The sequence below is a fragment of the Paramylibacter kogurei genome (assembly GCF_002742285.1).
Lineage (GTDB): Bacteria > Pseudomonadota > Alphaproteobacteria > Rhodobacterales > Rhodobacteraceae > Amylibacter > Amylibacter kogurei.
Genome location: NZ_MDGM01000012.1, coordinates 958,701 through 984,877 on the forward strand (window position 1 = coordinate 958,701; position 26,177 = coordinate 984,877).

Consider the following 26,177-nt stretch of genomic DNA (forward strand, 5'->3'; position numbering starts at 1 on the left):
TGTTCAGAATAGTTTCAGAAAAAGCTAAGTTTTCTAATCACAGGTCTGTGATGGGTGTCACAACCAATACAGGGCCAGTTGCTTGACCCGTTGGTGAACCACCAAATGGTTCATCACTGATTGCCAATGTGCCACCTTTGATCGCCGCTGCATGTTCAGCCGCCAATGGCATAACACCGCGTTCCTGTTCTGGGATCACACCCAATGACACCGCAACGGTTTCACCCGCAGGGATCAGCCACAATTCCAATGATCGCCCTTCGCCTGTGGTGCCTTTGTGGCGAATGAAATGTAATTCATCGTCGCCGTCTTGGTATCCGGCATGAATGAACAAACTTTCATCCGCTGTGATCATATCGGCCACTTGGGTTGGTGAAAATCTGTTCAAGTTGTAGCTGTAAAAACCAATCATCACCAATGCAGCAACCGCAACAGCAGAGGCAATAAATCGGCGCAGGCTCCAGAAATGGGCACTCACACCGTGGGACGGTGTATTGGCGGCAAACATATCCAATTCGATCTTGGCCTTAAGGTGATCGGGGGGCGACACGGGTTCGAATTCATTCGCCATTGTTGCGAAATCTTCGTCCCATTCGCGCAAAGCGGCACGCAGCGCTGGTTCGTTTAACAAGCGTTGTTCAAAGGCGGCGCGTTCCTTGGCATCCAACAGATGCAGGGCATATTCGCCAGCGAGCGCGAAATCGTCCTTATCTATGTCTGTTGAACCACTCATCTACTCAAACATTCTTTCAGTTTCAAAAGGCTACGGCGTAGCCATGTTCGCATTGTATTTATTGGCACATCAAAACGATCCGCCAACTCTTGGTAACTGTCTCCGTTCAAATAGGCGCCGCGCACGGCATCTGCATGACCATCGTCCAGCTCATTCAGACATGTATCGATTTGTGCACGTTCTGATGATGCAATCGCTGCCGCCTCTGGTGTGGGGCCTTGATCGCGCAAATCGGGCACATCGTCGATATCTGTTGTTGGTGCTTTTCTTGCGCGTAATTTATCAATCGCAAGGTTCCGCGCCAGGGTTATCAACCATGTCATCGGGCTATATCCATTTGCGGAATAGCTGCTTGCCTTTTGCCAGATCCTGACAAAAACCTCTTGCAATGCTTCCTCTGCATCAGCCCGATTATTTAAGATACGTAAGCAAACACCAAAAAGTTTCGCCGATGTTGCATCATAAAGTGCAGAAAATGCATTGCGATCGCCAATTCCGACGCGCGCAATCATGTTTTCGATGTCAGATACAGTGGTCATTACGGCCTTATGTGGATATTTCCCGTGACAATAATCGACTGAATAATAAATACAAGCAATGGTTTAGGTGAATTTACGAAAGAATTTGGTTTCATCAAACATAGATTCCAATTGTTCCATACGTTCACGGGTATCTGGCCAGATAATTTCTTGGACACGTGCGATAATCGTTTCCAAAATCAACATGTTAACAATGGATGAATCCCACGCCGATGGCACAGAGATACGTGCCGCAAAAACCAAATTTGTGAATTTACTGATTGGTGAAATCCATTGATCGGTGATCAAAACCACCTCGGCCCCTTTGGCGGCGGCCATTTCAATCAGCTTGAGCGTGCTGTTTTCATAGCGCCGCACATCAAAAACCACGATCACATCGCCTTGTTTCACATCCAATAAATAATGCGGCCAAGCATTTGAAATGGATTGGATATGGGTCACATCGGGGCGAATAACCTGCATATGGAGGAAAAAGTAATCGGCCAAAGCATGGGTAATACGCCCACCAACAACATAAACAGATCGATTTTGATCGGCCAATAATTCACATGTGCGATCAAACACTTGCGTATCAATTTGATGATATGATTTGCGGATGTTTGTCATCACAGCATCGGTAAAGCGGTTTAAAATATGTGTATCGGGCGCATTTTCGGCCCAGCGATCATGTTTTTCGATGGGTCCCGATATTTTTGCGGCCAGCTCTTTACGTAATTGTGCCTGAAACTCTGGAAATCCTTTGAAGCCCAGTTTTTGCACCAAACGCGCAACGGATGGGGTGGATACGTCTGCTTTTTCCGCCAATTCGGTGATCGAACCCAAACCAGACACGGGATAGTTTTCCATCACAACATTGGCCAACTGTCGCTCGGCGCGTGTGAGGCTATCAAAATGAAGTGTAAGCCGATCTGAAATATTGTTCGATGCCATGAATGCAGTCTCCATATTGAACATATATCGACATTGTTTTTCTTTTTGAAGAGAAATTTACAGAAATGATTTGACAGGTGACGCAAGACTGAACAGAATTTTTCAAAACACGGGACAGGGGAATCAAGTTGGGTCAACGGCAACACGATCATTCGCACGAAGATGCAATGCATCCAGTTGCGGTTGTAAATGCAAATGGTGCATCACCGATTGTGTTTGTCTGTGAACATGCCAGCAATAATATCCCAAATATGTATCATGAACTGGGTTTGAACGCCGCCGATAAAATATCTCACGCGGCCTATGATCCCGGTGCACTTGGCGTGTTGCGCTGTTTGGTGAATGAATTTGATGCAGTTGGGGTATATGGCACGGTTTCGCGTCTTATCTACGATTGCAATCGCCCACCAGAGGCCGCAAGCGCAATGCCCGCCAAAAGCGAAAAAATCATTGTTCCAGCAAATGCAAATATTACGCCGGCAGAACGAGATGCACGTACCAATGCGGTTTATGTTCCATTTACGAACACACTTGCCGATATCATCGCCCAAAAAGGCGGGCAGGGGATTGTGATCACCATTCACAGCTTTACCCCCACATATTTCGATGAACCACGGCATGTTGAAATTGGTGTCATTCACGATGATGACCCAACGCTTGCCAGTGCATGTGTAACTGAATTGCAGGGCGATGGTTCTTTTGTTTGCGAAATTAACGAACCGTATTCTCGTGAAGATGGGGTTGCGCATACGCTCAATCTGCACGGCACAAAAAATGGATTGCAAAACGCAATGATAGAGGTGCGCAATGATTTGATTGCCACACCCGATGATGAGATGAAAATGGGAATTTATTTGGCGCAACAGTTGCGCAAAACATTTAAGAGCCTTGGCATTGATTTGAACGAGGTATCGGCATGATTAACCTTGCACGGCGCTTTGTGAAAATCGTGGATACGATCAACTATCGTATTGGTCGCGTGGTTATGTACGGCATTTTCGTTATGGTTGGCGTACTGCTCTGGTCATCCATATCAAAAACATTTTTCCTCCCATCACTCTGGACGCTAGAGGTCGCACAATTTTGCATGGTGGCCTATTATATCCTTGGCGGGCCGTATTCCATTCAAATGGGATCAAATGTGCGCATGGATCTGTTTTACGGCGAATGGTCGGATCGGCGCAAAGCACAGATTGATTGCATCACCGTGTTTTTCCTGATCACGTATTTGGGGATCATGCTTTACGGTGCGTGGGACAGCACGGCATATTCGCTTCAGTATAATGAACGCAGCCCAACGGCCTGGCGCCCATACTTATGGCCGATCAAAGTAACCATGTGTATCGGAATATTCCTGATGTTGCTGCAAGCGATATCAGAGCTGATCAAAGACATCTTCAAGATTAAAGGGGTGGCTTTGTAATGTCGCACGAAATGATTGCCATTGTGATGTTTTCATCAATGATGCTGATGCTGTTTACAGGTCAGCGTGTGTTTGGTGCGATTGGCGCCGTGGGCGCAATTGCCGCCGTGACATTATGGGGCACGGGTGGGTCTGATATTCCGTTTTCATCGGCGATGAAGCTGATGAAATGGTATCCATTGTTAACACTGCCGATGTTTATTTTCATGGGCTATGTCCTGTCTGAAAGTAAGATCGCCGATGATCTTTATAAAATGTTTCACGTCTGGATGGGGCCGATCAATGGTGGGCTTGCCATTGGCACCATCGGTTTGATGGTTTTGGTATCTGCTATGAACGGTCTGTCAGTTGCGGGTATGGCGATTGGGGCCACGATTGCGCTGCCGGAATTATTAAAACGCGGATATGATAAACGTATGGTCACAGGGGTGATACAGGCGGGATCTTCGCTTGGTATCCTTGTGCCGCCATCTGTTGTGCTGGTTCTTTATGCCATGATCGCACGCCAACCTGTGGGGCAGCTGTGGCTTGCGGGTGTCATCCCCGGTTTGATGATGGCAACGATGTTCATTATTTACATCGCCGTGCGCTGTAAAATTAACCCAAGCCTTGGCCCCGTTTTACCACCCGAAGAACGCACAGTTTCAACCGCAGAAAAGCTACGCTTGTTACGTGCTGGATTATTGCCACTGGTGATCTTTGCCGCGATGATGGTGCCGTTTGTAAACGGTTGGACATCATTGGTCGAAAGCTCCGCCATTGGCGCCATGACCGCATTTGCCGCCGCCGTATTAAAGGGGCGCATGACAAAGGCGGTGTTTGAAACATCGGTGCGCCAAACGCTCGCAATTTCATGTATGTTCATGTGGATCATTCTGGCCGCACTTGGGTTTGGTGCAGTGTTTGATGGGCTGGGTGCTGTGCGTGCAATTGACAATCTGTTTACACAACAATTGGGGCTGGAGCCGTGGATGATTTTGGTGCTGATGCAGCTGTCATTCTTGTTGATGGGCACGTTTTTGGACGACACGGCAATGCTGGTGATTGTTGCCCCATTATACGTGCCATTGGTTCAGGCGCTCGGATTTGATTTGGTTTGGTACGGCGTTCTCTATACCATCACCACACAGATCGCATATATGACACCGCCCTTTGGCTATAACTTGTTTTTAATGCGTGCAATGGCACCCAAGGAAATCACGCTGCGTGATATTTACGGGTCCATCCTGCCGTTTGTGATGATTATGGTTTTGGCACTGACACTGATTATGCTGTTCCCACAAATCGCGTTGTGGCTGCCAGAATATGTTTACGGGAAATAACAATAAGAACTCGCAACGAGCATCACCGCCCTTTGGGCATAACAACCAAAATAGGAGAGTGAAGATGACAACAAGACGTAAGTTTATCACCAGTGCCGGTGCAGGAGCCGTGGGCGCAAGCCTTGCCGCACCTGCAATCGCGCAATCGAAAATCACATGGCGTTTGCAAACATATGCAGGGCCTGCATTGGCCGAACATGTGGTGAAACCTGCCATTGATGCCTTTAACAAGGTTGCAGGCGATGAAATGGAAATCGAGCTGTACTTTGCCGATCAATTGGTCCCCACGGGCGAATTGTTCCGCGCAATGCAAAAAGGTACAATTGATGCGGTGCAATCAGATGACGACAGCATGGCATCCCCAACAGAAGTCACCGTGTTTGGCGGATACTTCCCATTTGCAAGCCGCTATTCATTGGATGTGCCCGTGTTGTTCAACCAATATGGTTTGAATGAAATCTGGGACGAAGAATATTCAAAGGTTGGTGTAAAACACCTGTCCGCGGGTTCTTGGGATCCATGCCATTTCGCCACCAAAGATCCAATTAATTCGCTTGAGGATTTGAAAGGTAAACGTGTATTCACATTCCCAACCGCTGGTCGTTTCTTAACCCAATTTGGCGTGGTTCCAGTGACATTACCATGGGAAGACATCGAAGTCGCCGTGCAAACGGGTGAACTTGATGGCATCGCATGGTCTGGCATCACCGAAGATTACACAGTGGGCTGGGCGGATGTTACGAATTACTTCCTGACCAACAACATTTCGGGTGCTTGGGCGGGGTCATTCTTTGCCAATATGGATCGTTATCAAGAGCTGCCAGATCACTTGAAAGAATTGCTAAAATTGGCAATGGACAGTTCGCATTATTATCGCCAATGGTGGTATTGGGGTGGCGAAGCCGCATTGCGCGTCAACGGCCCGAAAATGCAACTAACCACAATTCCAGACGAAGAATGGGCAACGGTTGAAAATGCCGCGCTTAAATTCTGGGATGAAATCGCAGCTGAATCCGAAACCAAGGCCAAGGTTGTGAATATATTCAAGCAGTATAACGCGGATATGGTCAAAGCTGGCCGCCCGTATCGTTACGGCTAATACTACTGGGCGCGTGGCAACGCGCGCCCATTCACAGACAACAGGAGTTATCATGTCAGGTAACATGAGTTTAGAAACGCTAAAACCGATGGTTCTGAATGGATCGATTGATACGGTTTTGGTGTGTTTGGTTGATATGCAAGGGCGCTTGATGGGCAAACGGTTCCATGCGCAAAACTTCATTGATCATTCATGGGAAGAAACCCATTGCTGTAACTACCTGTTGGCAACAGATTTGGAAATGGCAACGCCAGATGGTTATGCCTCCACCAGCTGGCAAACGGGATATGGCGATTATGTCATGAAACCCGATATGTCCACATTGCGCATTGTTCCTTGGCTGGAAGGCACGGCAATGGTTTTATGTGATGTGCTGGATCACATCACGCATAAGGATGTGCCACATTCACCACGCGCAATTTTAAAACGCCAAATCGCACGACTGGCCGAGCTTGGCTATGTTGCGCAAACCGCAACCGAATTGGAATTTTTCCTTTTCGAGAAAAGCTTTGATGAAATCCGCAAGGGCAATTTCCAAGACCTTGCACCAATCAGCGCATACAACGAAGATTATCATATCCTGCAAACCACGAAAGAAGAGCACGTGATGCGCCCCTTGCGCAACTTGTTGTTCGAGGCGGGATTGCCGATCGAAAACACCAAAGGCGAGGCCGAAGCAGGGCAAGAGGAATTGAACATCCGTTATGCCCCTGCAATGGACAATGCCGATTATCATTCCATCGCAAAACACGCGACCAAAGAAATCGCATGGCAACAGGGGCATGCCGTAAGTTTCTTGCCAAAATGGCACCACGAACGCGTGGGCAGTTCATCACATGTGCATCAATCATTGTGGACATTGGATGGTGACAGCGCGTTTTACGATGAAAACGACGATTTGGGCATGACTGATACAATGCGCCATTATATGGCGGGTCTGATCAAATATGCGCCGGATTACACTTATTTCCTCGCCCCCTATGTGAACAGCTATAAACGGTTTGCAAAGGGCACATTCGCACCGACCAAAACCGTGTGGTCGATAGACAACCGCACCGCTGGTTTCCGCCTGTGCGGTGCAAAAACCAAAGGTGTACGTGTTGAATGCCGCATTGGTGGGTCCGATTTAAATCCGTATTTGGCAATTGCTGCACAACTGGCAGCAGGGATCAAAGGGTTGGAAGATAAACTTGAACTGGCCGCGCCGACCGCAGGTGATGTTTACGAAGATCAAAACACCACACATATCCCACACAGTTTGCGTGATGCGACGGATTTGTTGCGCAATTCAAAAATGCTACGCGCTGCGATGGGGGATGATGTGATTGACCACTACACCCGCGCCGCGACATGGGAACAAGAAGAATTTGACCGCGTCGTCACTGATTATGAAATCAAACGCGGATTTGAAAGAGCCTAAAATGACAAACACTGCAACTTGTATTTCACCCATTGATGGGTCTGTTTTTGCGACACGTGAAACGCTTGATTTCGCCGCGGCGACCAAGGCCGTTGCCGCCGCCAAATCCGCGCAACGCGCATGGGCCGCACGCCCATTGGATGAACGTATCGCATTGGTACGCGCAGGTGTTGCCGCGATTGGCGACATGAATAATGAAATTGTCCCAGAAATCGCCCATCAAATGGGGCGCCCTGTGCGTTACGGCGGTGAATTTGGCGGGTTCAACGAACGCGCCAGCCATATGGCCGATATCGCCACCGAGGCGCTCGCGCCCATTATCGTTGAAGACAGCGCAAATTTTGATCGCAAGATTAAACGCGTACCCCACGGCGTTGTGCTGGTGGTGGCACCTTGGAACTATCCCTATATGACGGCGATAAATTCCGTGGCTCCCGCTTTGATCGCGGGCAATGCTGTTGTGTTAAAACATGCCTCACAAACCCTGTTGGTGGGTGAACGCATGGCACAAGCGTTTCATTCGGTGGGCATCCCAAAAGACGTATTTCAAAACATGTTCCTGGGGCATGATACCACATCCGAATTGATCGCAAATGGTGCATTTGGTTTCGTGAATTTCACAGGTTCTGTTGGTGGGGGCAAAGCGATGGAACGCGCTGCCGCTGGCACATTCACGGGTGTTGGCCTGGAATTGGGTGGCAAAGACCCAGGATATGTCATGGAAGACGCCGATCTGGACGCCGCCGTTGATACATTGATCGATGGTGCGATGTTTAACAGTGGCCAGTGTTGTTGCGGGATTGAACGCATCTATGTGGTCGATAGCCTTTATGATGCATTTGTCGAAAAGGCTGTTGCGATTGTCAGCGCCTATAAGCTTGGGAATCCGTTGGACCCGGAAACAACGCTTGGCCCAATGGCACATGTGCGTTTCGCAGAAGAGGTGCGCATGCAAACCGCAGAGGCAATCAAAGCGGGTGCCAAAGCACTGATTGACCCAAAACTTTTCCCAAATGATGGCGGCGCATATCTAATGCCCCAAATCTTGGTCGATGTGGATCATTCCATGCGCGTGATGCGCGACGAAAGCTTTGGCCCAGTGGTGGGTATTATGCGCGTCAAAGACGACGCAGAGGCGATCAAATTGATGAATGACAGCGAATTTGGCCTGACCGCATCATTGTGGACACGCGATTACGAACGAGCCGAACGTATTGGCGATCAATTGGAAACGGGCACGGTATTTACCAACCGTGCAGATTATCTTGATCCGGCATTATGCTGGACGGGGTGCAAAAACACAGGGCGTGGTGGTGGGTTATCCGTGATTGGATATCACAACCTAACCCGTCCAAAATCATACCACATTAAGAAAGCATAAACCGATGACAATCACAGCAAATTGGTCATATCCAACCGCTATCCGTTTTGGGGCAGGACGCATCAGTGAAATCGCCGATGCCTGCGCCGCCGCTGGCATCAAAAAACCGCTTCTTGTCACCGACAAAGGTTTGGCAAATATGGCGATCACGCAATCCACATTGGATTTGCTGGACGCCGCCGGTTTGGGCCGCGCGATGTTTAGCGATGTTGATCCAAACCCAACCGAAGAAAACGTTGCCGCTGGTTTGGACGTATACCGTGCCGGTGGGCATGACGGCGTTGTTGCATTTGGCGGTGGATCTGGTCTTGATCTGGGCAAGGTTCTTGCGTTCATGGCGGGGCAAACCCGCCCGTTGTGGGATTTCGAAGATATCGGTGATTGGTGGACAAGCGCCGATCCCGATGCAATCGCACCGATTGTCGCCGTACCAACAACCGCTGGTACAGGTTCCGAAGTGGGCCGCGCATCCGTGATTACCAATTCCGTTACGCATGAGAAAAAGATCATTTTCCACCCAAAAATCCTCCCTTCCGTTGTGATCTGTGATCCTGAATTAACGGTTGGTATGCCACCATTCATAACCGCAGGGACGGGCATGGATGCATTTGCGCATTGTCTGGAGGCATATTGTTCCCCCCATTATCACCCGATGAGCCAGGGTATGGCGCTGGAAGGGATGCGATTGGTTAAGGAATATTTGCCACGCGCATATAAAGATGGCACCGATATCGAAGCGCGCGCGCAAATGATGTCTGCCGCCGCAATGGGGGCAACCGCGTTTCAAAAGGGGTTAGGTGCGATCCACGCGATTTCCCACCCAATTGGTGCCGTGCACCACACCCACCATGGCACCACAAATGCGACCGTGATGTTGCAAGTGTTAAAATTCAACAAGGATGCAATTGCAGATCGTTTAACAGATGCGGCGAATTATCTGGGTATCAAAGGTGGCTTTGACGGGTTTTATCAATTTGTATCCGATTTAAACGACAGTCTTGGCATTCCTAAGAACCTGACCGAGTTAGGCATTCAAAACCCTGACATCGATGCGTTGACCAAAAGTGCGCTGAATGATCCGAGCACTGGCGGCAATCCTGTTGTAATGACATATGAAAATACAAAAAAGCTGATCGAAGATTGTTTGTAATTTAGGCAAACGAATACGCCATTGAAGCTTAAATGCTTCGCGTAGCGTATTGATTATATTGCGATAAAATTTAAGCGCTGCTGTCGATACAATGACAGCAGCGCTTTTTCATACGCGGTGAATAAAATTTAATCGACATATAAAAATTTACCATTTGATAAATTTTTGAACCTGTGCGAACCTGATTCCAACAAATTCCAGCAAAGGAGGAGGCATTGATGCCTAATTCAATAGCAACGAATGGGGTCGTCGCAGAACGTTTGGACAAACAAACGCTGGCCGATAATTTCACAGATTTGCATCCACCACTTGACGATCACGAGGCATTGGTTGCCGCTGATCGGTGCTATTTCTGTCATGACGCGCCGTGCATGACAGCCTGTCCAACGGATATCGATATCCCTTTATTCATTCGCCAAATCGCGACGGGTACGCCAGATGCATCCGCTAAAACGATCTTTTCACAAAACATATTGGGTGGCATGTGCGCACGCGTTTGCCCCACCGAAACTTTGTGTGAAGAGGTCTGTGTTCGCGAAACGGCAGAGGGCAAGCCGGTGGAAATCGGGCGACTTCAACGTTATGCCACCGATACATTAATGGGCAAGGGTATCCATCCGTTTGTGCGCGCCAAATCCACGGGCAAAAAGGTTGCCGTGGTGGGTGCGGGTCCTGCGGGATTATCATGTGCGCACCGTTTGGCGATGCTTGGTAATAATGTTGTCATTTACGATGCACGCGCCAAGGCAGGCGGACTAAACGAATTTGGCATTGCCAGTTACAAATCCGTTGATGGGTTCGCCCAAAACGAATTGAACTGGTTGTTGTCCATCGGTGGGATTGAGTTGAAAACAGGGCAATCGCTTGGCGTTGATATCACGTTGGATGGTTTATCAAATGATTATCACGCCGTGTTCCTTGGCATGGGGCTTGCTGGTGTGAATGCGCTTCGTGCGGATGGCGAGGACAAGGATAACGTGCTGGACGCTGTATCATTCATTGCCGATTTGCGACAAGCATCTGATCTATCTAAACTGAGCATCGGACGGCGCGTTGTCGTCATCGGTGGCGGTATGACAGCGGTTGACGCCGCAGTGCAGGCCAAATTGCTGGGCGCAGAAGAAGTAACAATCGCCTATCGCCGTGGCAAGGATCGCATGAGCGCATCTGTTTATGAACAGGACTTGGCAACATCCAAGGGCGTGCGTATTTTGTACAATGTTCAACCCGAACGTATCCTTGGGAATGGCGCGGCCGTTGGTGTTGAATTTGCCTATACGCAAACCAAGGATGGCAAATTGGTTAGTACGGGTGAAACGTTTGAGCTGCGCGCCGATCAGGTTTTCAAAGCAATCGGTCAAACCCTGACAGGCGCACCAGATGCGCTTACTATCGAACACGGAAAAATCGCGGTCGATGAATTTGGCCGCACATCACAATCGGGCGTTTGGGCCGGTGGTGATTGTGCCAATGGTGGCGAAGATTTGACCGTAACCGCCGTCGCCGAAGGGCGCGACGCAGCAATGGATATACATGCAAGCCTCACGGCCTAAGCATTCGAAAGGAGCCTATCATGGCGAACCTCGCAAGTGAATTTATCGGAATAAAGTCTCCCAACCCGTTCTGGTTGGCCTCGGCGCCACCGACAGACAAAGAATATAACGTCCGTCGCGCGTTCGAAGCTGGCTGGGGCGGGGTAGTTTGGAAAACCCTGGGCGAAGAAGGCCCGCCCGTGGTTAACGTCAATGGCCCACGATACGGCGCAATCTGGGGCGCGGATCGCCGATTGCTGGGCCTTAACAATATCGAGCTGATCACTGATCGCCCATTAGAGGTAAACCTGCGCGAAATTAAAGCGGTCAAGAAAGACTACCCCGATCGCGCAATCATCGTTTCCTTGATGGTGCCTTGTGAAGAAGAAGCATGGAAAAAGATACTACCATTGGTCGAAGAAACGGGTGCGGATGGTGTCGAGCTTAACTTTGGCTGTCCGCATGGCATGTCTGAACGCGGCATGGGTGCGGCGGTGGGGCAGGTGCCCGAATATATTGAAATGGTTACACGTTGGGTGAAACAATATTCCAAGCTTCCGTGTATTGTGAAGCTGACGCCAAATATTACCGATGTGCGCAAACCAGCAGAGGCCGCAATGCGCGGTGGTGCGGATGCGGTCAGCCTGATTAACACAATCAATTCAATCACATCTGTTGATCTTGATTTATTTGCGCCCGAACCCACAATTGATGGCAAAGGTGCGCATGGTGGGTATTGTGGCCCAGCGGTGAAACCGATTGCATTGAACATGGTGGCTGAAATTGCGCGCAACCCAGAAACCGCAAATTTGCCAATTTCAGGTATTGGTGGCGTCACAACATGGAAAGACGCCGCCGAGTTTATGGCGCTTGGTGCAGGCAATGTTCAGGTATGCACCGCCGCCATGACATATGGGTTTAAGATTGTTCAAGAAATGATTAGCGGCCTGTCCGATTGGATGGATCAAAAGGGTGTTACATCAGTGTCTGAAATCGTTGGTCGTGCGGTTCCCAACACCACCGATTGGAAAGATTTAAACCTCAATTACATCGCCAAGGCGAAAATTGATCAGGATCTGTGCATCAGTTGTGGTCGTTGTTTTGCCGCTTGCGAAGATACTTCGCATCAGGCGATTAACATGTCCGATGATCGTGTGTTTAGCGTGAATGACGATGAATGTGTGGCATGTAATTTATGCGTAAATGTGTGCCCAATTCAGGATTGTATCACCATGGAACAAATGCCAGCGGGTGCGATTGATCCGCGTACAGGTGAAAAAGTTTCCGATAAACACGGTGATTGGACAACACACCCAAACAACCCGATGGCCACTGCGGCCGAATAATTATTTGCGCGTTAACATCGCGCGAAACATCATATCCAAATGCGCCTGCGCTTGTTCAAAGCGCAGGTTTGCAGAATCCCCAAGCACCGCTTGCACCTGAACATCGAAATCTGCGTAATGTTGCGTGGTCGACCAAATCGAAAAAATCAGGTGATAGGGATCAACTTCGGCCAATTTCCCATCGTCGATCCAGCGCTGAATAACCAATGCTTTGCTGTCGGTTAATGTGCGCAAAGGCCCGGTAAGCTGATCAATGATATGTGGCGCACCTTGTAAAATTTCATTAGCAAACAATCGGCTTTCGCGTGGATAATCGCGTGCCATTTCCAATTTACGTTGAACATAGCCACATATTTCATCAACGGGATCGCCCTCTGGTGAAATTTGCTCTAACGGTTCCAGCCATGTATCCAGCAGATGTTCCAACAATTGCGCATGCATGGTTTCTTTGCTGTCAAAATAATACAGAATATTGGGTTTTGACAGTTGCGCGTTCGTAGCAATCATATCAATTGTGGAACCGCGAAAACCATGTTTTGAAAACACATCAAGGGCAGCGTTTAAAATTGCCTCGGTCTTTTCACGTTGAATGCGGGTGACTTTTTTGGTTGTGCCAGAACGTGCCAATTCAGGTTTGTCTTTCCGTGCAGATGACCCGCAAAACTGCATGTCAATTTTTACTATTTGATCAAAACTAGCAAAGAAATCGAATGGTGAAAAGACAGAGAAAAACATTTCATTCCGTGATCCACAATCTTGGTTGAAATAAAGCATGAATATTTTGCACCAACATATTGTTTTGATGATAAAATAGTCAATTTATGTTGACCACATTTAACGCATGGAAATTTATGATAAATTCCTTGACCCAATGCTTGTCTGGCGTTCATAATCTTTACCAACTGGTCAGAAAAATTATCCAACAAACAGGAGCAAACAATGCCACCAATGAACAGCAATCTGCGCATCAACGGTGATCGCCTGTGGGATAGTTTGATGGAAATGGCCAAAATTGGCCCTGGCATCGCGGGTGGGAATAACCGCCAAACCCTTACGGACGAAGACGGCGAAGGGCGCGCATTGTTTCAATCGTGGTGCGAATCCGCTGGTGCCAAAATGGGTGTTGATGAAATGGGCAATATGTTTGCCACATGGGGCGGCACCGATCCCGATGCGTTGCCCGTTTATGTTGGATCACATTTGGATACACAGCCGACGGGTGGTAAATATGACGGGGTTTTGGGCGTTCTAGGAGGCTTGGAAATTCTGCGCACGCTCAATGATCTTGATATCAAAACCAAACATCCCATCGTCCTAACCAACTGGACAAACGAAGAGGGCACGCGTTTCGCCCCCGCCATGCTCGCATCTGGTGTTTTTGCAGGAATGCACACCCAAGAATGGGCTTACGATCGCGAAGATGCAGAGGGCAAGAAATTTGGCGCAGAGCTGGAACGCATCGGATGGAAGGGCGATGAAAAGGTTGGCGCGCGTAAAATGCACGCATTTTTCGAACTTCACATCGAACAAGGCCCGATATTAGAGGCCGAAGGCAAAGATATTGGCGTTGTCACCCACGGCCAAGGATTGTCATGGACGCAAATTACCATCATAGGCAAAGAAAGCCATACCGGTTCCACCCCCATGCCCATGCGCAAAAACGCAGGGCTTGGTATGGCGCGTGTTCTTGAACTGGTCGATGAAATCGCATGGTCGCACAAACCCCATGCGGTGGGCGCGGCGGGGCATATCGATGTATATCCCAATTCGCGCAATGTGATCCCCGGCAAGGTCGTGTTTACCGTTGATCTACGCTCGCCAAGTTTAGACGTGATCACCGATATGGAACAACGCCTGCAAGCGGGAGCGCAGAAAATTTGCGACGAAATGGGTTTGGAGGTATCATTTGAAAAGGTTGGGGGATTTGATCCTGTCACCTTTGACGAAGATTGCGTAAACGCCGTGCGCAATGCGGCCGAACGCATGGGATATTCGCATATGAATCTGATTTCGGGCGCAGGGCATGATGCATGTTGGATCAACCGCATGGCACCAACCGCGATGGTGATGTGCCCATGTGTAGATGGGCTTAGCCATAACGAAGCCGAAGAAATTTCCAAAGAATGGGCAACGGCAGGCGCGGATGTTTTAATGCAAGCGGTCGTGGCAACAGCGGGGATTGTGGAGTGAGAATTTATTGTAAACAAACAGGACGTGAAGCACGTAAAATTCAGAACAAGAAAACTGATTTAGTACCAGTGTACAAGTGTTTTCCGCCGAATTGTGGCGTGAAAACAGATTCCAAAGCAATTAAATTTGAGCGAATTGGTGATGCTGCAGATTATCTTTCTTCTGTCGAAGGTTCATCGATTAGAGTTGCTGCAAATGGAGAACATCGTAACGCGGTATTGCTAGGTTCTAAACTGGAAATCGGGTGATCAACGGAGAACAAAAATGACAACCAAAGTTATCAAAGGTGGCACTGTATGCACTGCCGATCGCACCTATAAGGCCGATGTTTTGATCGAGGGTGAAATCATCAAACAGATTGGCGAAGATCTGAAGGGTGACGAATATATTGATGCAGAGGGCGCATATGTAATCCCGGGTGGCATTGATCCCCATACACATTTGGAAATGCCATTCATGGGCACAACGGCGGCGGAAACATTTGAATCGGGTACTTGGGCTGCGGCCTGTGGTGGCACAACGATGGTTGTTGATTTCTGTCTACCGGGCGAAGATGGCAGCATCAAAAACGCAATCAACGAATGGCACCGCAAATCCGCGCCACAAATCTGTTCCGATATTGGCTATCACATGGCGATTACGGGATGGGATGAAAATGTATTCACCGAAATGAAAGACGCTGTTGATATGGGCGTGAATAGTTTCAAACATTTCATGGCCTATAAGGGCGCATTGATGATCGAAGACGATGAAATGTTTGCATCATTCAAACGCTGTGCCGAATTGGGCGCATTACCCATGGTTCACGCCGAAAACGGCGATCTGGTTGCCGAGATGCAGCAAAAATATCTGGCCGAAGGGATCACAGGGCCAGAGGGCCATGCATATTCGCGCCCACCTGAATTCGAGGGCGAGGCAGCAAACCGTGCGATCACCATTGCCGATGCCGCAGGTGTGCCATTGTATATTGTTCACGTTTCTTGCGAACAGGCGCACGAGGCCATTCGCCGTGCGCGCCAAAAGGGCATGCGTGTTTATGGCGAACCTCTTATTCAATTTCTGACACTCGATGAATCTGAATATTTCAACAAGGATTGGGAACATGCCGCACGCCGTGTGATGTCACCACCGTTCAGATCAAAAAATCACCAAGATAGCCTTTGGGCGGGTCTACAATCAGGCAGCTTACAAGTGGTAGCAACCGATCACGCCGCATTCACCACAGAACAAAAACGCATGGGTGTGGATAATTTCACCCTGATTCCGAATGGTTCCAACGGGTTAGAAGAACGTCTTGCCGTATTATGGACAGAGGGCGTGGAAACAGGGCGCCTTACACCAAATGAATTTGTTGCAACAACATCAACAAATGTCGCTAAGATATTGAATATATATCCGAAAAAGGGCGCAATCGTAGAGGGTGCAGATGCCGATATCGTGGTATGGGATCCAAAAATCAGCAAAACAATTTCGACCAGCAACCATCATTCTGTTCTGGATTACAACGTGTTTGAGGGGTTCGATGTGAAAGCACAGGCACGATATACGCTGTCGCGCGGTGATGTGATCTGGGCATGGGGCAAAAATAGCCAACCAAGCCCGGGCCGTGGTCGTTTCGTTCCACGCCCTGCATTTCCATCCGCGCACAAGGCATTGAGCCAATGGAAAGCATTGAACAGCCCGCGCAAAATCGAAAGAGACCCGCTAAACATCCCTTCAGGGATTTAAATAAGGCGGGTTCGCCCGCAACCAAAGGAATACCCGCGTGAGCGAAGCAACTGTTATAGAAGCAAAAAACCTCAGCCTGACTTTTCAAACCAATGATGGCCCTGTGCATGCATTGCAGGATATCAATCTGGAAATAAACAAGGGCGATTTTGTATCGTTCATTGGCCCATCTGGCTGTGGCAAAACCACGTTTTTACGGGTGATGGCGGATTTGGAAACGCCAACCGCGGGTGAAATTACCGTCAATGGAATGACCGCGCGCGAGGCACGTAAAAACCGCGCCTATGGCTATGTTTTTCAGGCGGCGGGTTTGTACCCATGGCGCACGATTGGGGGCAATATCAAGCTTCCCCTTGAAATCATGGGTTATTCCAAGGCCGAACAGGATGAACGTGTTGCGCGTGTGTTGGAATTGGTTGAACTCTCTGGCTTTGATCGCAAATTTCCTTGGCAGCTATCAGGCGGGATGCAGCAACGCGCAAGCATCGCACGCGCCCTTGCGTTTGATGCGGATATTCTGTTGATGGATGAACCGTTTGGCGCGCTTGATGAAATTGTGCGTGACCATTTGAATGAACAGCTGCTCGCACTATGGGCACGTACGGAAAAAACCATTGGGTTTGTGACCCATTCAATTCCAGAGGCGGTGTATTTATCGACCAAGATCGTGGTGATGTCACCGCGCCCCGGTCGCATTGCCGATGTGATTGAAAGCACTTTGCCACGTGAGCGCCCGCTCGATATTCGCGACACGCCAGAGTTTTTGGAAATTGCCCATCGTGTGCGTGATGGATTGCGTTTAGGGCACGGCGATGATGTCTAGCGCGGGTTTCATATCGCGTTTTGCACCCGTGCTAACGATCATCGCGATCATTATTGCGGTCTGGTATGCAAGTGCCGTTGCGTTAAATGCGCCTTGGGCACAGGACAAGGCGAAACGGGCAGGGGTGACGTTATCGTTTTCTGAACTTGTGAGCGATACGTGGGCGCAGGAAAAACCAAAATTGCCGGCACCACACCAAGTTGCCACAGAGATTTACAACACCACTGTGATGAAAAAGATCACATCGAAACGATCCTTGATCTGGCACGGGTGGATAACGCTATCCGCTACGCTGCTTGGCTTTGCGCTTGGCACGGGGCTTGGAATTTTGCTGGCCGTGGGCATTGTACACAGCCGTGCAATGGATTTATCGGTGATGCCTTGGGTGATTGCCAGCCAAACCATTCCGATTTTGGCCGTGGCGCCAATGATTATCGTGGTCTTGAATGCGGTTGGTATTTCTGGCTTGCTGCCAAAGGCGATGATTTCAATGTATCTGTCATTCTTTCCAGTGGTGGTTGGCATGGTCAAAGGATTGCGTTCACCAAGTGCGATGCAGCTTGATCAGATGCGCACATGGAGCACCCCCAAAAGCACCGTATTTTGGAAACTGCGCTTACCCAGTGCGATGCCATATTTGTTTACATCATTAAAAATCGGGATGGCCGCATCGCTGGTTGGTGCCATCGTTGGTGAATTGCCAACAGGCGCGGTTGCAGGGTTGGGTGCGCGTTTGCTGGCTGGAAGTTATTACGGACAAACCATTCAAATATGGAGCGCGTTAATTTCCGCAGCGATCCTTGCGGCAGTTTTGGTTGCCCTGATCGGGTTAATCCAACGTATCACATTGCAACGGATGGGGATGCTACGATGATTTGGATCGCATTTGGCATCGTATTTTGGGCGGCAATGTGGTGGTTAAACCTGCGCCTGTCCAAGGCTAAGCCAAACAAATTTACGGGCTTTGTCGTTCCAACCATTTTTGGTGTCACGATACTCGTTCTTTGGGAATGTTTGGTGCATGGTTTTGAAATTAGCCCAGTGTTATTACCCGCACCAAGCGCCATCGCGACACGTTTTGCAAACAGTTTGCCCATCTTGTGGGTCGATTTTGTGCAGACCTTTGTCAAAGGTGCGCTATCTGGGTATATCCTTGGCTGTGGGGCGGCGTTTTTAACCGCAATCGCGGTGGATCGATCACCGTTTTTACAGGCGGGATTGCTTCCCATCGGGAATTTTGTCGCCGCATTACCCATCGTTGGTATGGCTCCGATTTTGGTGATGTGGTTCGGATTTGATTGGCAATCAAAAGCGGCGGTTGTGGTTGTGATGGTGTTTTTCCCAATGCTTGTGAATACAGTCGAAGGGTTAAAAGCATCCGATCACATGCAACGCGATTTGATGAAAACATATGGTGCTGGATATTTTCAAGCGCTTACGAAACTTCGATTGCCAGCGGCAATGCCGTTTATATTCAATGGGTTAAAGATATGTTCAACCCTTGCCTTGATCGGTGCGATTGTTGCGGAATTTTTCGGATCGCCCATCAAGGGCATGGGATTTCGCATTTCCACAGAAGTGGGGCGTTTGGCGCTTGATATGGTTTGGGCCGAAATAACAGTTGCCGCAATCGTTGGTTCGGCCTTTTATGGTATCATCGCATTAATCGAAAAAGCGGTGACATTCTGGCACCCATCACAACGACGATAAGAAAGAGAAATTAAAACCAATACTTACAACAACAAGGAGACGATCATGAACAAATATGTAACAACAGCACTCACAGGTGTGCTCGCCTTGGGTGCGACGTTGGCTCAGGCTGCGGATGATGTGACGCTACAATTAAAATGGGTTACACAAGCGCAATTCGCGGGATACTACGTCGCTCTCGACAAAGGTTTTTATGGCGAAGAAGATTTGAACGTCACCATCAAACCAGGCGGCCCAGATATCGCGCCCGCACAGGTGATCGCGGGTGGTGGGGCGGATGTTGTTCTTGATTGGATGCCATCGGCACTTGCGTCTCGTGAAAAGGGTTTGGATTTGGTGAATATCGCACAGCCCTTTAAATCCTCTGGCATGATGTTAACCTGTCGCAAAGATGCGGGTGTGGCAAGCCCCGATGACTTTGCCGATAAAACGCTGGGCGTTTGGTTCTTCGGCAATGAATATCCGTTCCTCAGCTGGATGAGCAAACTTGGCCTAAAAACTGATGGGTCCGCTGGTGGTGTGACCGTGTTGAAACAGGGTTTCAATGTTGATCCGTTGCTACAAGGGCAGGCGGCCTGTGTATCCACAATGACCTATAATGAATACTGGCAGGTAATTGATGCAGGGTTAACGCCTGATGATCTTCAGGTGTTCAAATACGAAGACCAAGGTGTCGCGACACTCGAAGATGGCATGTATGTTTTGGGTGAAAACCTAAAAGACGAAGCATTCAAAGACAAAATGGTTCGTTTTGTACGCGCCTCCATGAAGGGTTGGAAATATGCCGAAGCAAACCCAGACGAAGCAGCGATGATCGTTTTGGACAATGATGCATCGGGTGCGCAAACCGAAAAACATCAAAAACGCATGATGGGCGAAGTGGCAAAATTAACCGCTGGTTCAAATGGTGCACTTGATGTGGATGCATATCAACGCACGGTTGATAGCTTGTTATCAGGCGGTTCAGACCCTGTGATTACCAAGGAACCTGTTGGTGCTTGGACACATGAAATTTCGGATATTGCACTGAAATAAATCAATACGAAAGCCGCGTAAATTTGCGCGGCTTTCTATCCCCAAAGACGATCGCGCAAACGATAGGCCATAACCGAGGGCACCAAAAACCACGGATGGCCGAAATAATATGGACGTGTGCGAAATGGTACATCGTCAAATGCGCTGGCCTTATCCCGTAAACCCGCAACCGTTTGCCCAATGCGCATTCCAAGATAGCTGGCCATGCCAACCCCAGATCCACAATAACCCATTGCAAAATGCAAACCACGATCATTGCCCGTGTGCATCATGGAATCAAATGTATATCCAACCTTGCCTGTCCAAGAATGGCTTACCTTAACCCCAAGTAATTGCGGGAAAATACGCGTCAATTCCTGGTGTAGTTTGGGTGCAGATTTTTTGGGATCCGTTTCACTTAATGAAACGCGCCCGCCAAACAGGATACGTTTTCGATCTGGCGATGGGCGGTAATAATATACCAATTTTCGCGTATCAGATAACACGCGATTGGTTGGCATAATTTCATCCATGACACTTGTGGGGATTTCATCGGTTGCGATAATATACGATCCAATTGGGATCACCCGACGTTGATGCCAGTTCGACAATCCCCCCGAATATCCGTTCGTTGCCAAAATCACTTGGTCGGCGGTTATCGTTCCGCGTTTCGTCGTCACACTAAAACAATTGGCGGTGCGATCAATTGCGGTTACGGGGCAGAATGACACCAAATGCGTACCTGCGTTGGTTGCAATATTGCGCAATGATTGATGATATTTCGCGGGGTGAACGCTGGCGTGATGGGGATACACAACCCCACCATGATAAACATCTGTCCCAAGCTCTGAACTTAAATCGTGTTTTGATACAACAAACGCATCCGTTTTAATTTTACTGGCATCAAGAGTGCGTTGTAATTTTTCAAACGCTGATTTGCTATGCGCGCCGTGGAAACGTCCGCAAGGTTGATAATCACATTCAACATTTTCAGCGGCAATAAACGATTTGATGTAATCAAGGGATGCTTGCCCTTCGGCCATGATATTGCAAGCAAGTTCTGCGCCAAATTGATGTTTCAATTTGTCATAGCTTGGCTTTATCGATGTGGAAACTTGGCCACCATTTCGTGTGCTTGCACCATATCCGCAATCATTCGCATCAACGATCAGCGTCGATAACCCCGCGCGTGCCGTTTGGATTGCGGCGTGTAATCCCGTATACCCAGAACCAATAATCAACACATCGGTTTTGGTTGGCAAACTGGCATCTGACGCTGGGGCGAGGGGTGCCGCATCCCACCAATATGGGGTTGGTTTAAAATCGTCGGTAAACAGATTTGTCATTGCGCTGCCTGATCGGCCAATATCATATCGGCCCCTTTTTCACCCACCATAATTGCAGGTGCATTGGTGTTCCCAGATGTCACCGTGGGAAAAATCGACGCATCAACAACGCGCAGATTTTGAACCCCGTAAACCCGTAAACGTTGATCGACAACATCAACCGATGGATCAGTCCCCATTCGACATGTGCTGACGGGGTGAAAAACGGTTCCTGCATTGTTGCGAATAAATTCCAAAAATTCTGTATCGGATTGAATGTGCTCGCCCGGTGAAATTTCAAAATCTATGATTTCGGACAGCGCGGGCGTTTGCGCCAGTTGGCGCAGGAACGACATGCCCTCTATCAATTCTTGTCGATCAAATTCGGTATCAAGGTAATTTGGTTGAATTTCTGGCGCTTGGAACGGATCATTTGTTCGGATGTTCAAATACCCACGACTGGTGGGACGGGTGGGCTGTGCGGCCGTTAGAAACCCCGCAAAGGGATCTGGGTTCATCAAGGGGCGTTTGCCCGGTGGCGCTTTGGTATAGCTGACAGGTGAAAAGAATAGCTGCATGTTGGCGCGCGAAAGTTCGGGGCGTGTGCGGATAAATCCACCTGCTTGGTTAACACCCAATGATAATGGGCCGCGCCGCGTCAGCACATATCGCAATCCCTGCCAGAATTTTCCGCGCATGGAATGAAGCTGATTATTCAGGGATGGCACCTTGGATCGGTATAGAAAATCAACGGCCAGATGGTCTTGCAAATGCTGACCAACACCATTTGATTGATGTACTACGTCGATACCGTGTTGTTTCAGCGTTTCTGGCGCACCCACACCCGACAATTGCAACAACTGAGGCGAATTAACTGCTCCTGCGGATAACACCACCTCGCGCTTTGCAAATGCGCGATGGGTTTGGCCGCGTTGTTGATATTCCACACCAATTGCCCGTTTACCATCAAACAAAATCCGCGTTGCATGTGCGCGTTTTTCGATACGCAGGTTTTTGCGTTTTTTCACACCGTGCAAATATGCGCGCGCCGCAGACATGCGAAATCCGTCTTTAGCGGTGTTTTGATATGTTCCAACGCCTTCTTGGCTTGCCCCATTAAAATCACGGTTATGGGGGATTTGCATTTGCGCGCCGGCCTGAATGAATTGATCGCAAAGCGGATGTAAATCACGATCCATTGTACACACATGCAACGGCCCACCAGTGTTGCGATAATCATTGGCGCCTTGGTCGTTATTTTCCATTTTCAAAAAATAAGGAAACACATCATTCCAAGCCCAGCCATCATTGCCCATCTGCGCCCAATCATTGAAATCATCATGTTGACCACGGATATAAACCATAGCGTTGATTGAACTAGACCCGCCAATCACTTTGCCTCGCGGCCAATATGAAACGCGATTGTTCAGGTTTGGGTTTGGTGCTGTTTCATACATCCAATTTAGGTGTTTGTTATAAAACGCTTTGCCATATCCAATAGGCATCCAAACCCAAAAGTTAAGATCGCTTCCGCCTGCCTCTAGCAACAACACTTTGTATTTGCCAGAATGGGTAAGACGATTAGCCAGAACACATCCCGCGGACCCAGCGCCAACGATAATGAAATCATATTGTTCCATTTTTCAGCTCAACTTGGTGGATCACGTTGTACTGCAACACTGATCAACGCGAGCAGTCCAGAACCGACAATCAAGAAAAACGAAACCGCATTTAGCACAGGTGTTGATCCCACCTTGGCCATGCGATCATACATGGTGATGGTCAGCGGCGATTCAGATCCGACCAAAAACAATGTTGTGTTGAAATTTTCGAACGATACCAAAAATCCAACAATCCCCGCCGCAATCATTGCAGGGCGCAGAAACGGCAGCGTGACACTTCGCAATACTTGAATGCGGCTGGCACCAAGATTTAGCGCGGCTTCTTCCATGGAATAGTCGAATTTTTTCAAACGTGCGGTGATGACCAACGACGTGATTGTTGTGATGAATGAAAACTGTCCCAGAACCACCAGCAAAATGCCCGGGCGCAAAAATTCCAGTTCCAGATTAAACCGATCCTCAACTCCATTTGCCATATTGCTGGCCAAAACCAAAATGGAAATACCCAAGATCACACCAGGGATCACCAGCGGCAAAATCATCAGGATATAGAAAAAGTTTTTTGCGGGAAAATTACCCCGCACAAACAAAAACGCATTTGTCGTGCCAACGAATACGGACAGGGTGGATACCAATATTCCGATGATGAAAGAATAGTATAATCCGCGCAGCAAGCGGCGATCATGGAACATGCCCAGTTTTGGTTCGGTATCATTAAAAAACCAATCCAACGTAAAACCTTGCCAAGGCAGGGCGGGGAACAATGAATCGTTAAATGCAAATGCACCTGCTGCGATCAAAGGTGCGGCCAGAAATATGAAAAATGCCGCGACATACAAGCGATAGCCAAACATAAAGGCAGGATTTTTATTTGGGTTTGCCATGTGATCCTCCGCTAGCTTTTGGCGACTGTGTTGGCCAAGGTTTGACCAGATAATTTCAGGCCGAGCCAAACAACAAACGATGTGAACGCAAGCAACAAAAACCCAAATGCCGCGCCAGATTCCCAATTAAATCGGGTAATAAACTGATCGTAAATCTGTTCGGTAAACCAGCTTGAATTTTTCCCACCAAGCAAGATCGGGGTAAGATAGCTGCCCGCGGTCATCATAAAAACCACGATACAGCCCGACACAATACCTGGCATCGCATAGGGTACGATAATGCGGCGCAACACCGTATACCCATTTCCGCCAAGGTTATATCCCGCCTCGATCATCGCATCATCCATACCATCAAGCGTGGACACAAGCGGCACAATCATGAACAAAATCACGGTATAAACCAGCCCCATCACCACGGTGACATCATTATAGAGAAATTCGATTGGCTCGCTCACCATTCCGCTCCATTGTAGGAAACTGGAAAACACGCCTGTTTCGCGTAACAATAATATCCAACCAAAAGCGCGGATAAGATCGCTTACCCAAAGGGGGATAAGACAGAGCAAAAATAGCGCCCCACGTGAACGCCGCCCAGCAATTTTTGCGATGTAATATGCAATTGGAAAACCGATCAATAGCGCCAGAATGGTTACCAAAATTGACATGGATCCAGTACGCAACAACGTGTTCCAGTAAATGGGTTCGTTGATGAAATCGATATAATTGCCAAAGCCAAATTCATAAACGCGTGGCGCTACTTTTTCACGCAACGATAAAACGACCATGCCCAAATGGGGAAGGATAATCAGCAATAAAATCCACAACGCAAATGGCGCAAATAACAAGATGAGCGACAGGCGTTTGATATCACTTTGCATCAAATTCCCCTTTGTCCGCGAAACACATGGTTTGGGCGTGCGCCCATGACATGTTCACGTTATCACCACTGCGCAAATCACTGGCGCTACCCGTTACGACAATATCAGCTTCGATCAATTGTCCATTATCGCTGCGCACCAAAACCCGGCTGTTTGCGCCGTTAAACAGGATGCTATCCACGGCGCCAGACATGGTATTTTGTGTATCCTTGCTAGATTTTGTTTTGGTCTTTTTCGCGGCGATAAATTCGGGCCGCACAAAAATATTGACCGCATCGCCATTTGACAGACCATCATTGGGGTTGCGCTGACAAACCAAGGCCAAGCCGGTGTCGGTTTCCACCTTTATCTGTTTTGCATCCATATTAATAACCGAACCGTTCCAACGGTTTGAATCCCCAACGAACCCTGCAACAAATGCGGTATCTGGTTTGTGGTATAATTCCTCTGGTTTTCCGATCTGTTCGAATTTGCCATTGTTCATAATCGCAACATGATCGGACATGACCAATGCTTCTGATTGGTCATGTGTAATGTAAATAAATGTTGTGTTGAATTGATGTTGAAGAAGCTTAAGCTCGATTTTCATTGCCTCACGCAATTTCAGATCAAGCGCCCCCAATGGTTCATCCAATAACAATACATCAGGGTCCAAAACCATGCAGCGCGCAATTGCGATACGTTGTTTTTGTCCGCCTGAAAGCTGATGAATTTCACGTTTTGCCACATCGGGCAGGGCGATGCGTTCCAATACATCACGCACCTTGGTTTCGATTTCGCCCGCACTTACCCCATTACATTTCAATCCATATGCGATGTTGTCATAAACATTCATCATCGGAAATAATGCGAGGTGTTGAAAAACCATTTTCACATTTCGCTTGTTTGGGGGGGTGTTCAAAACCGAGCTACCCTTGATGCGAATGTCGCCTGAAGTTGGATTTTCAAATCCTGCAATCATGCGCATCAATGTGGTTTTGCCACAACCTGATGGGCCCAAAATCGAAAAGAATGATCCCTTTGGAATGTTGAAAGAAACATCGTCAACCGCACGCACCGCGCCAAAGTGTTTCATCAAGTTTGTGCATTCCAAATCATAATCTTGGGCATTGGTCATGTGGTATTCCA

General features: G+C 48.5%; 25 protein-coding genes. 16 read left to right on the forward strand and 9 right to left on the reverse strand.

From position 1 onward, the window contains the following. Nucleotides 1-37 precede the first annotated feature (37 nt). From BFP76_RS10160 to BFP76_RS10170, 3 genes are all read right to left on the reverse strand, one after another. Nucleotides 38-733, reverse strand: a complete 696-nt coding sequence (locus BFP76_RS10160) for an anti-sigma factor (RefSeq protein ID WP_099593314.1) — start codon at nucleotides 731-733, stop codon at nucleotides 38-40. Next, the gene (locus BFP76_RS10165) at nucleotides 730-1,272 is read right to left on the reverse strand and encodes a sigma-70 family RNA polymerase sigma factor (protein WP_099593316.1); all 543 of its coding nucleotides are present in this window, start codon (nucleotides 1,270-1,272) and stop codon (nucleotides 730-732) included. The genes BFP76_RS10160 and BFP76_RS10165 overlap by 4 nt, the downstream gene beginning before the upstream one ends. Nucleotides 1,273-1,335: 63 nt before the next feature. Next, nucleotides 1,336-2,202 (reverse strand): MurR/RpiR family transcriptional regulator, encoded by an 867-nt coding sequence (locus BFP76_RS10170; RefSeq protein ID WP_099593318.1) that lies wholly within the window; start codon nucleotides 2,200-2,202, stop codon nucleotides 1,336-1,338. Between the two features lie 128 nt (nucleotides 2,203-2,330). On the opposite strand from BFP76_RS10170, the gene BFP76_RS10175 reads away from it, so the two are divergent. The 9 genes from BFP76_RS10175 (at nucleotide 2,331) to preA (ending at nucleotide 12,875) form a co-directional block, all read left to right on the forward strand. Continuing rightward, nucleotides 2,331-3,122, forward strand: coding sequence for an N-formylglutamate amidohydrolase (locus tag BFP76_RS10175; RefSeq protein WP_099593320.1), 792 nt, complete (start codon nucleotides 2,331-2,333; stop codon nucleotides 3,120-3,122). Continuing rightward, entirely contained in the window at nucleotides 3,119-3,625 is a 507-nt protein-coding gene (locus BFP76_RS10180) for a TRAP transporter small permease subunit (RefSeq protein ID WP_205661406.1), read from the forward strand. The genes BFP76_RS10175 and BFP76_RS10180 overlap by 4 nt, the downstream gene beginning before the upstream one ends. Beyond that, nucleotides 3,625-4,947, forward strand: a complete 1,323-nt coding sequence (locus BFP76_RS10185; protein WP_099593321.1) for a TRAP transporter large permease — start codon at nucleotides 3,625-3,627, stop codon at nucleotides 4,945-4,947. Before BFP76_RS10180 ends, BFP76_RS10185 begins: the two co-directional genes overlap by 1 nt. 64 nt (nucleotides 4,948-5,011) lie before the next feature. Continuing rightward, complete coding sequence (locus BFP76_RS10190; protein ID WP_099593323.1) at nucleotides 5,012-6,046, forward strand: TRAP transporter substrate-binding protein; 1,035 nt, start codon at nucleotides 5,012-5,014, stop codon at nucleotides 6,044-6,046. Between the two features lie 52 nt (nucleotides 6,047-6,098). Continuing rightward, the gene (locus BFP76_RS10195) at nucleotides 6,099-7,466 is read left to right on the forward strand and encodes a glutamine synthetase family protein (RefSeq protein WP_099593325.1); all 1,368 of its coding nucleotides are present in this window, start codon (nucleotides 6,099-6,101) and stop codon (nucleotides 7,464-7,466) included. A 1-nt stretch (nucleotide 7,467) separates the two neighbouring features. After that, nucleotides 7,468-8,847 (forward strand): aldehyde dehydrogenase family protein, encoded by a 1,380-nt coding sequence (locus BFP76_RS10200; protein WP_099594061.1) that lies wholly within the window; start codon nucleotides 7,468-7,470, stop codon nucleotides 8,845-8,847. A 4-nt stretch (nucleotides 8,848-8,851) separates the two neighbouring features. Next, nucleotides 8,852-9,997 (forward strand): iron-containing alcohol dehydrogenase, encoded by a 1,146-nt coding sequence (locus BFP76_RS10205; protein ID WP_099593326.1) that lies wholly within the window; start codon nucleotides 8,852-8,854, stop codon nucleotides 9,995-9,997. A 218-nt stretch (nucleotides 9,998-10,215) separates the two neighbouring features. After that, entirely contained in the window at nucleotides 10,216-11,550 is a 1,335-nt protein-coding gene (locus tag BFP76_RS10210; protein ID WP_099593328.1) for an NAD(P)-dependent oxidoreductase, read from the forward strand. A gap of 20 nt (nucleotides 11,551-11,570) precedes the next feature. Further along, a complete protein-coding gene (gene preA, locus BFP76_RS10215; protein WP_099593330.1) occupies nucleotides 11,571-12,875 on the forward strand; it encodes an NAD-dependent dihydropyrimidine dehydrogenase subunit PreA in 1,305 nt (434 codons plus the stop codon). Here preA and BFP76_RS10220 read toward each other — a convergent pair whose 3' ends face one another. Further along, nucleotides 12,876-13,610 (reverse strand): TetR family transcriptional regulator C-terminal domain-containing protein, encoded by a 735-nt coding sequence (locus BFP76_RS10220; protein WP_420818667.1) that lies wholly within the window; start codon nucleotides 13,608-13,610, stop codon nucleotides 12,876-12,878. It abuts the gene before it with no gap. A gap of 204 nt (nucleotides 13,611-13,814) precedes the next feature. Here BFP76_RS10220 and BFP76_RS10225 point away from each other — a divergent pair, with 204 nt between their 5' ends. From BFP76_RS10225 to BFP76_RS10250, 7 genes are read left to right on the forward strand one after another with little or no spacing between them, the layout of a single operon-like run. Further along, nucleotides 13,815-15,065, forward strand: a complete 1,251-nt coding sequence (locus BFP76_RS10225; protein WP_099593332.1) for a Zn-dependent hydrolase — start codon at nucleotides 13,815-13,817, stop codon at nucleotides 15,063-15,065. Then, the gene (locus BFP76_RS14585) at nucleotides 15,062-15,313 is read left to right on the forward strand and encodes a hypothetical protein (protein WP_133117426.1); all 252 of its coding nucleotides are present in this window, start codon (nucleotides 15,062-15,064) and stop codon (nucleotides 15,311-15,313) included. Before BFP76_RS10225 ends, BFP76_RS14585 begins: the two co-directional genes overlap by 4 nt. Nucleotides 15,314-15,329: 16 nt before the next feature. Then, nucleotides 15,330-16,793 (forward strand): dihydropyrimidinase, encoded by a 1,464-nt coding sequence (gene hydA, locus BFP76_RS10230; protein WP_099593334.1) that lies wholly within the window; start codon nucleotides 15,330-15,332, stop codon nucleotides 16,791-16,793. 37 nt (nucleotides 16,794-16,830) lie between these two features. Beyond that, on the forward strand, nucleotides 16,831-17,616 hold the full coding sequence (locus BFP76_RS10235; protein ID WP_099593336.1) for an ABC transporter ATP-binding protein: 786 nt from the start codon (nucleotides 16,831-16,833) through the stop codon (nucleotides 17,614-17,616). After that, the gene (locus tag BFP76_RS10240) at nucleotides 17,606-18,490 is read left to right on the forward strand and encodes an ABC transporter permease (protein ID WP_240514025.1); all 885 of its coding nucleotides are present in this window, start codon (nucleotides 17,606-17,608) and stop codon (nucleotides 18,488-18,490) included. Before BFP76_RS10235 ends, BFP76_RS10240 begins: the two co-directional genes overlap by 11 nt. 35 nt (nucleotides 18,491-18,525) lie before the next feature. Beyond that, on the forward strand, nucleotides 18,526-19,326 hold the full coding sequence (locus tag BFP76_RS10245; protein ID WP_420818670.1) for an ABC transporter permease: 801 nt from the start codon (nucleotides 18,526-18,528) through the stop codon (nucleotides 19,324-19,326). 45 nt (nucleotides 19,327-19,371) lie between these two features. After that, nucleotides 19,372-20,361 carry an ABC transporter substrate-binding protein gene (locus BFP76_RS10250; RefSeq protein WP_099593339.1) on the forward strand — a complete coding sequence of 330 codons (990 nt, stop codon included), beginning with the start codon at nucleotides 19,372-19,374 and terminating at the stop codon, nucleotides 20,359-20,361. Between the two features lie 35 nt (nucleotides 20,362-20,396). On the opposite strand, the gene BFP76_RS10255 is transcribed toward BFP76_RS10250, so the two are convergent. From BFP76_RS10255 to BFP76_RS10275, 5 genes are read right to left on the reverse strand one after another with little or no spacing between them, the layout of a single operon-like run. Further along, a complete protein-coding gene (locus tag BFP76_RS10255) occupies nucleotides 20,397-21,686 on the reverse strand; it encodes an NAD(P)/FAD-dependent oxidoreductase (RefSeq protein ID WP_099593341.1) in 1,290 nt (429 codons plus the stop codon). Beyond that, the gene (locus tag BFP76_RS10260) at nucleotides 21,683-23,305 is read right to left on the reverse strand and encodes a GMC family oxidoreductase (RefSeq protein WP_099593342.1); all 1,623 of its coding nucleotides are present in this window, start codon (nucleotides 23,303-23,305) and stop codon (nucleotides 21,683-21,685) included. Before BFP76_RS10260 ends, BFP76_RS10255 begins: the two co-directional genes overlap by 4 nt. 8 nt (nucleotides 23,306-23,313) lie before the next feature. Next, nucleotides 23,314-24,171, reverse strand: a complete 858-nt coding sequence (locus BFP76_RS10265) for an ABC transporter permease (RefSeq protein ID WP_099593344.1) — start codon at nucleotides 24,169-24,171, stop codon at nucleotides 23,314-23,316. A gap of 11 nt (nucleotides 24,172-24,182) precedes the next feature. Next, on the reverse strand, nucleotides 24,183-25,049 hold the full coding sequence (locus tag BFP76_RS10270) for an ABC transporter permease (protein WP_099593346.1): 867 nt from the start codon (nucleotides 25,047-25,049) through the stop codon (nucleotides 24,183-24,185). Further along, entirely contained in the window at nucleotides 25,039-26,166 is a 1,128-nt protein-coding gene (locus BFP76_RS10275) for an ABC transporter ATP-binding protein (protein WP_099593348.1), read from the reverse strand. Before BFP76_RS10275 ends, BFP76_RS10270 begins: the two co-directional genes overlap by 11 nt. Between the last annotated feature and the right edge of the window lie 11 nt (nucleotides 26,167-26,177).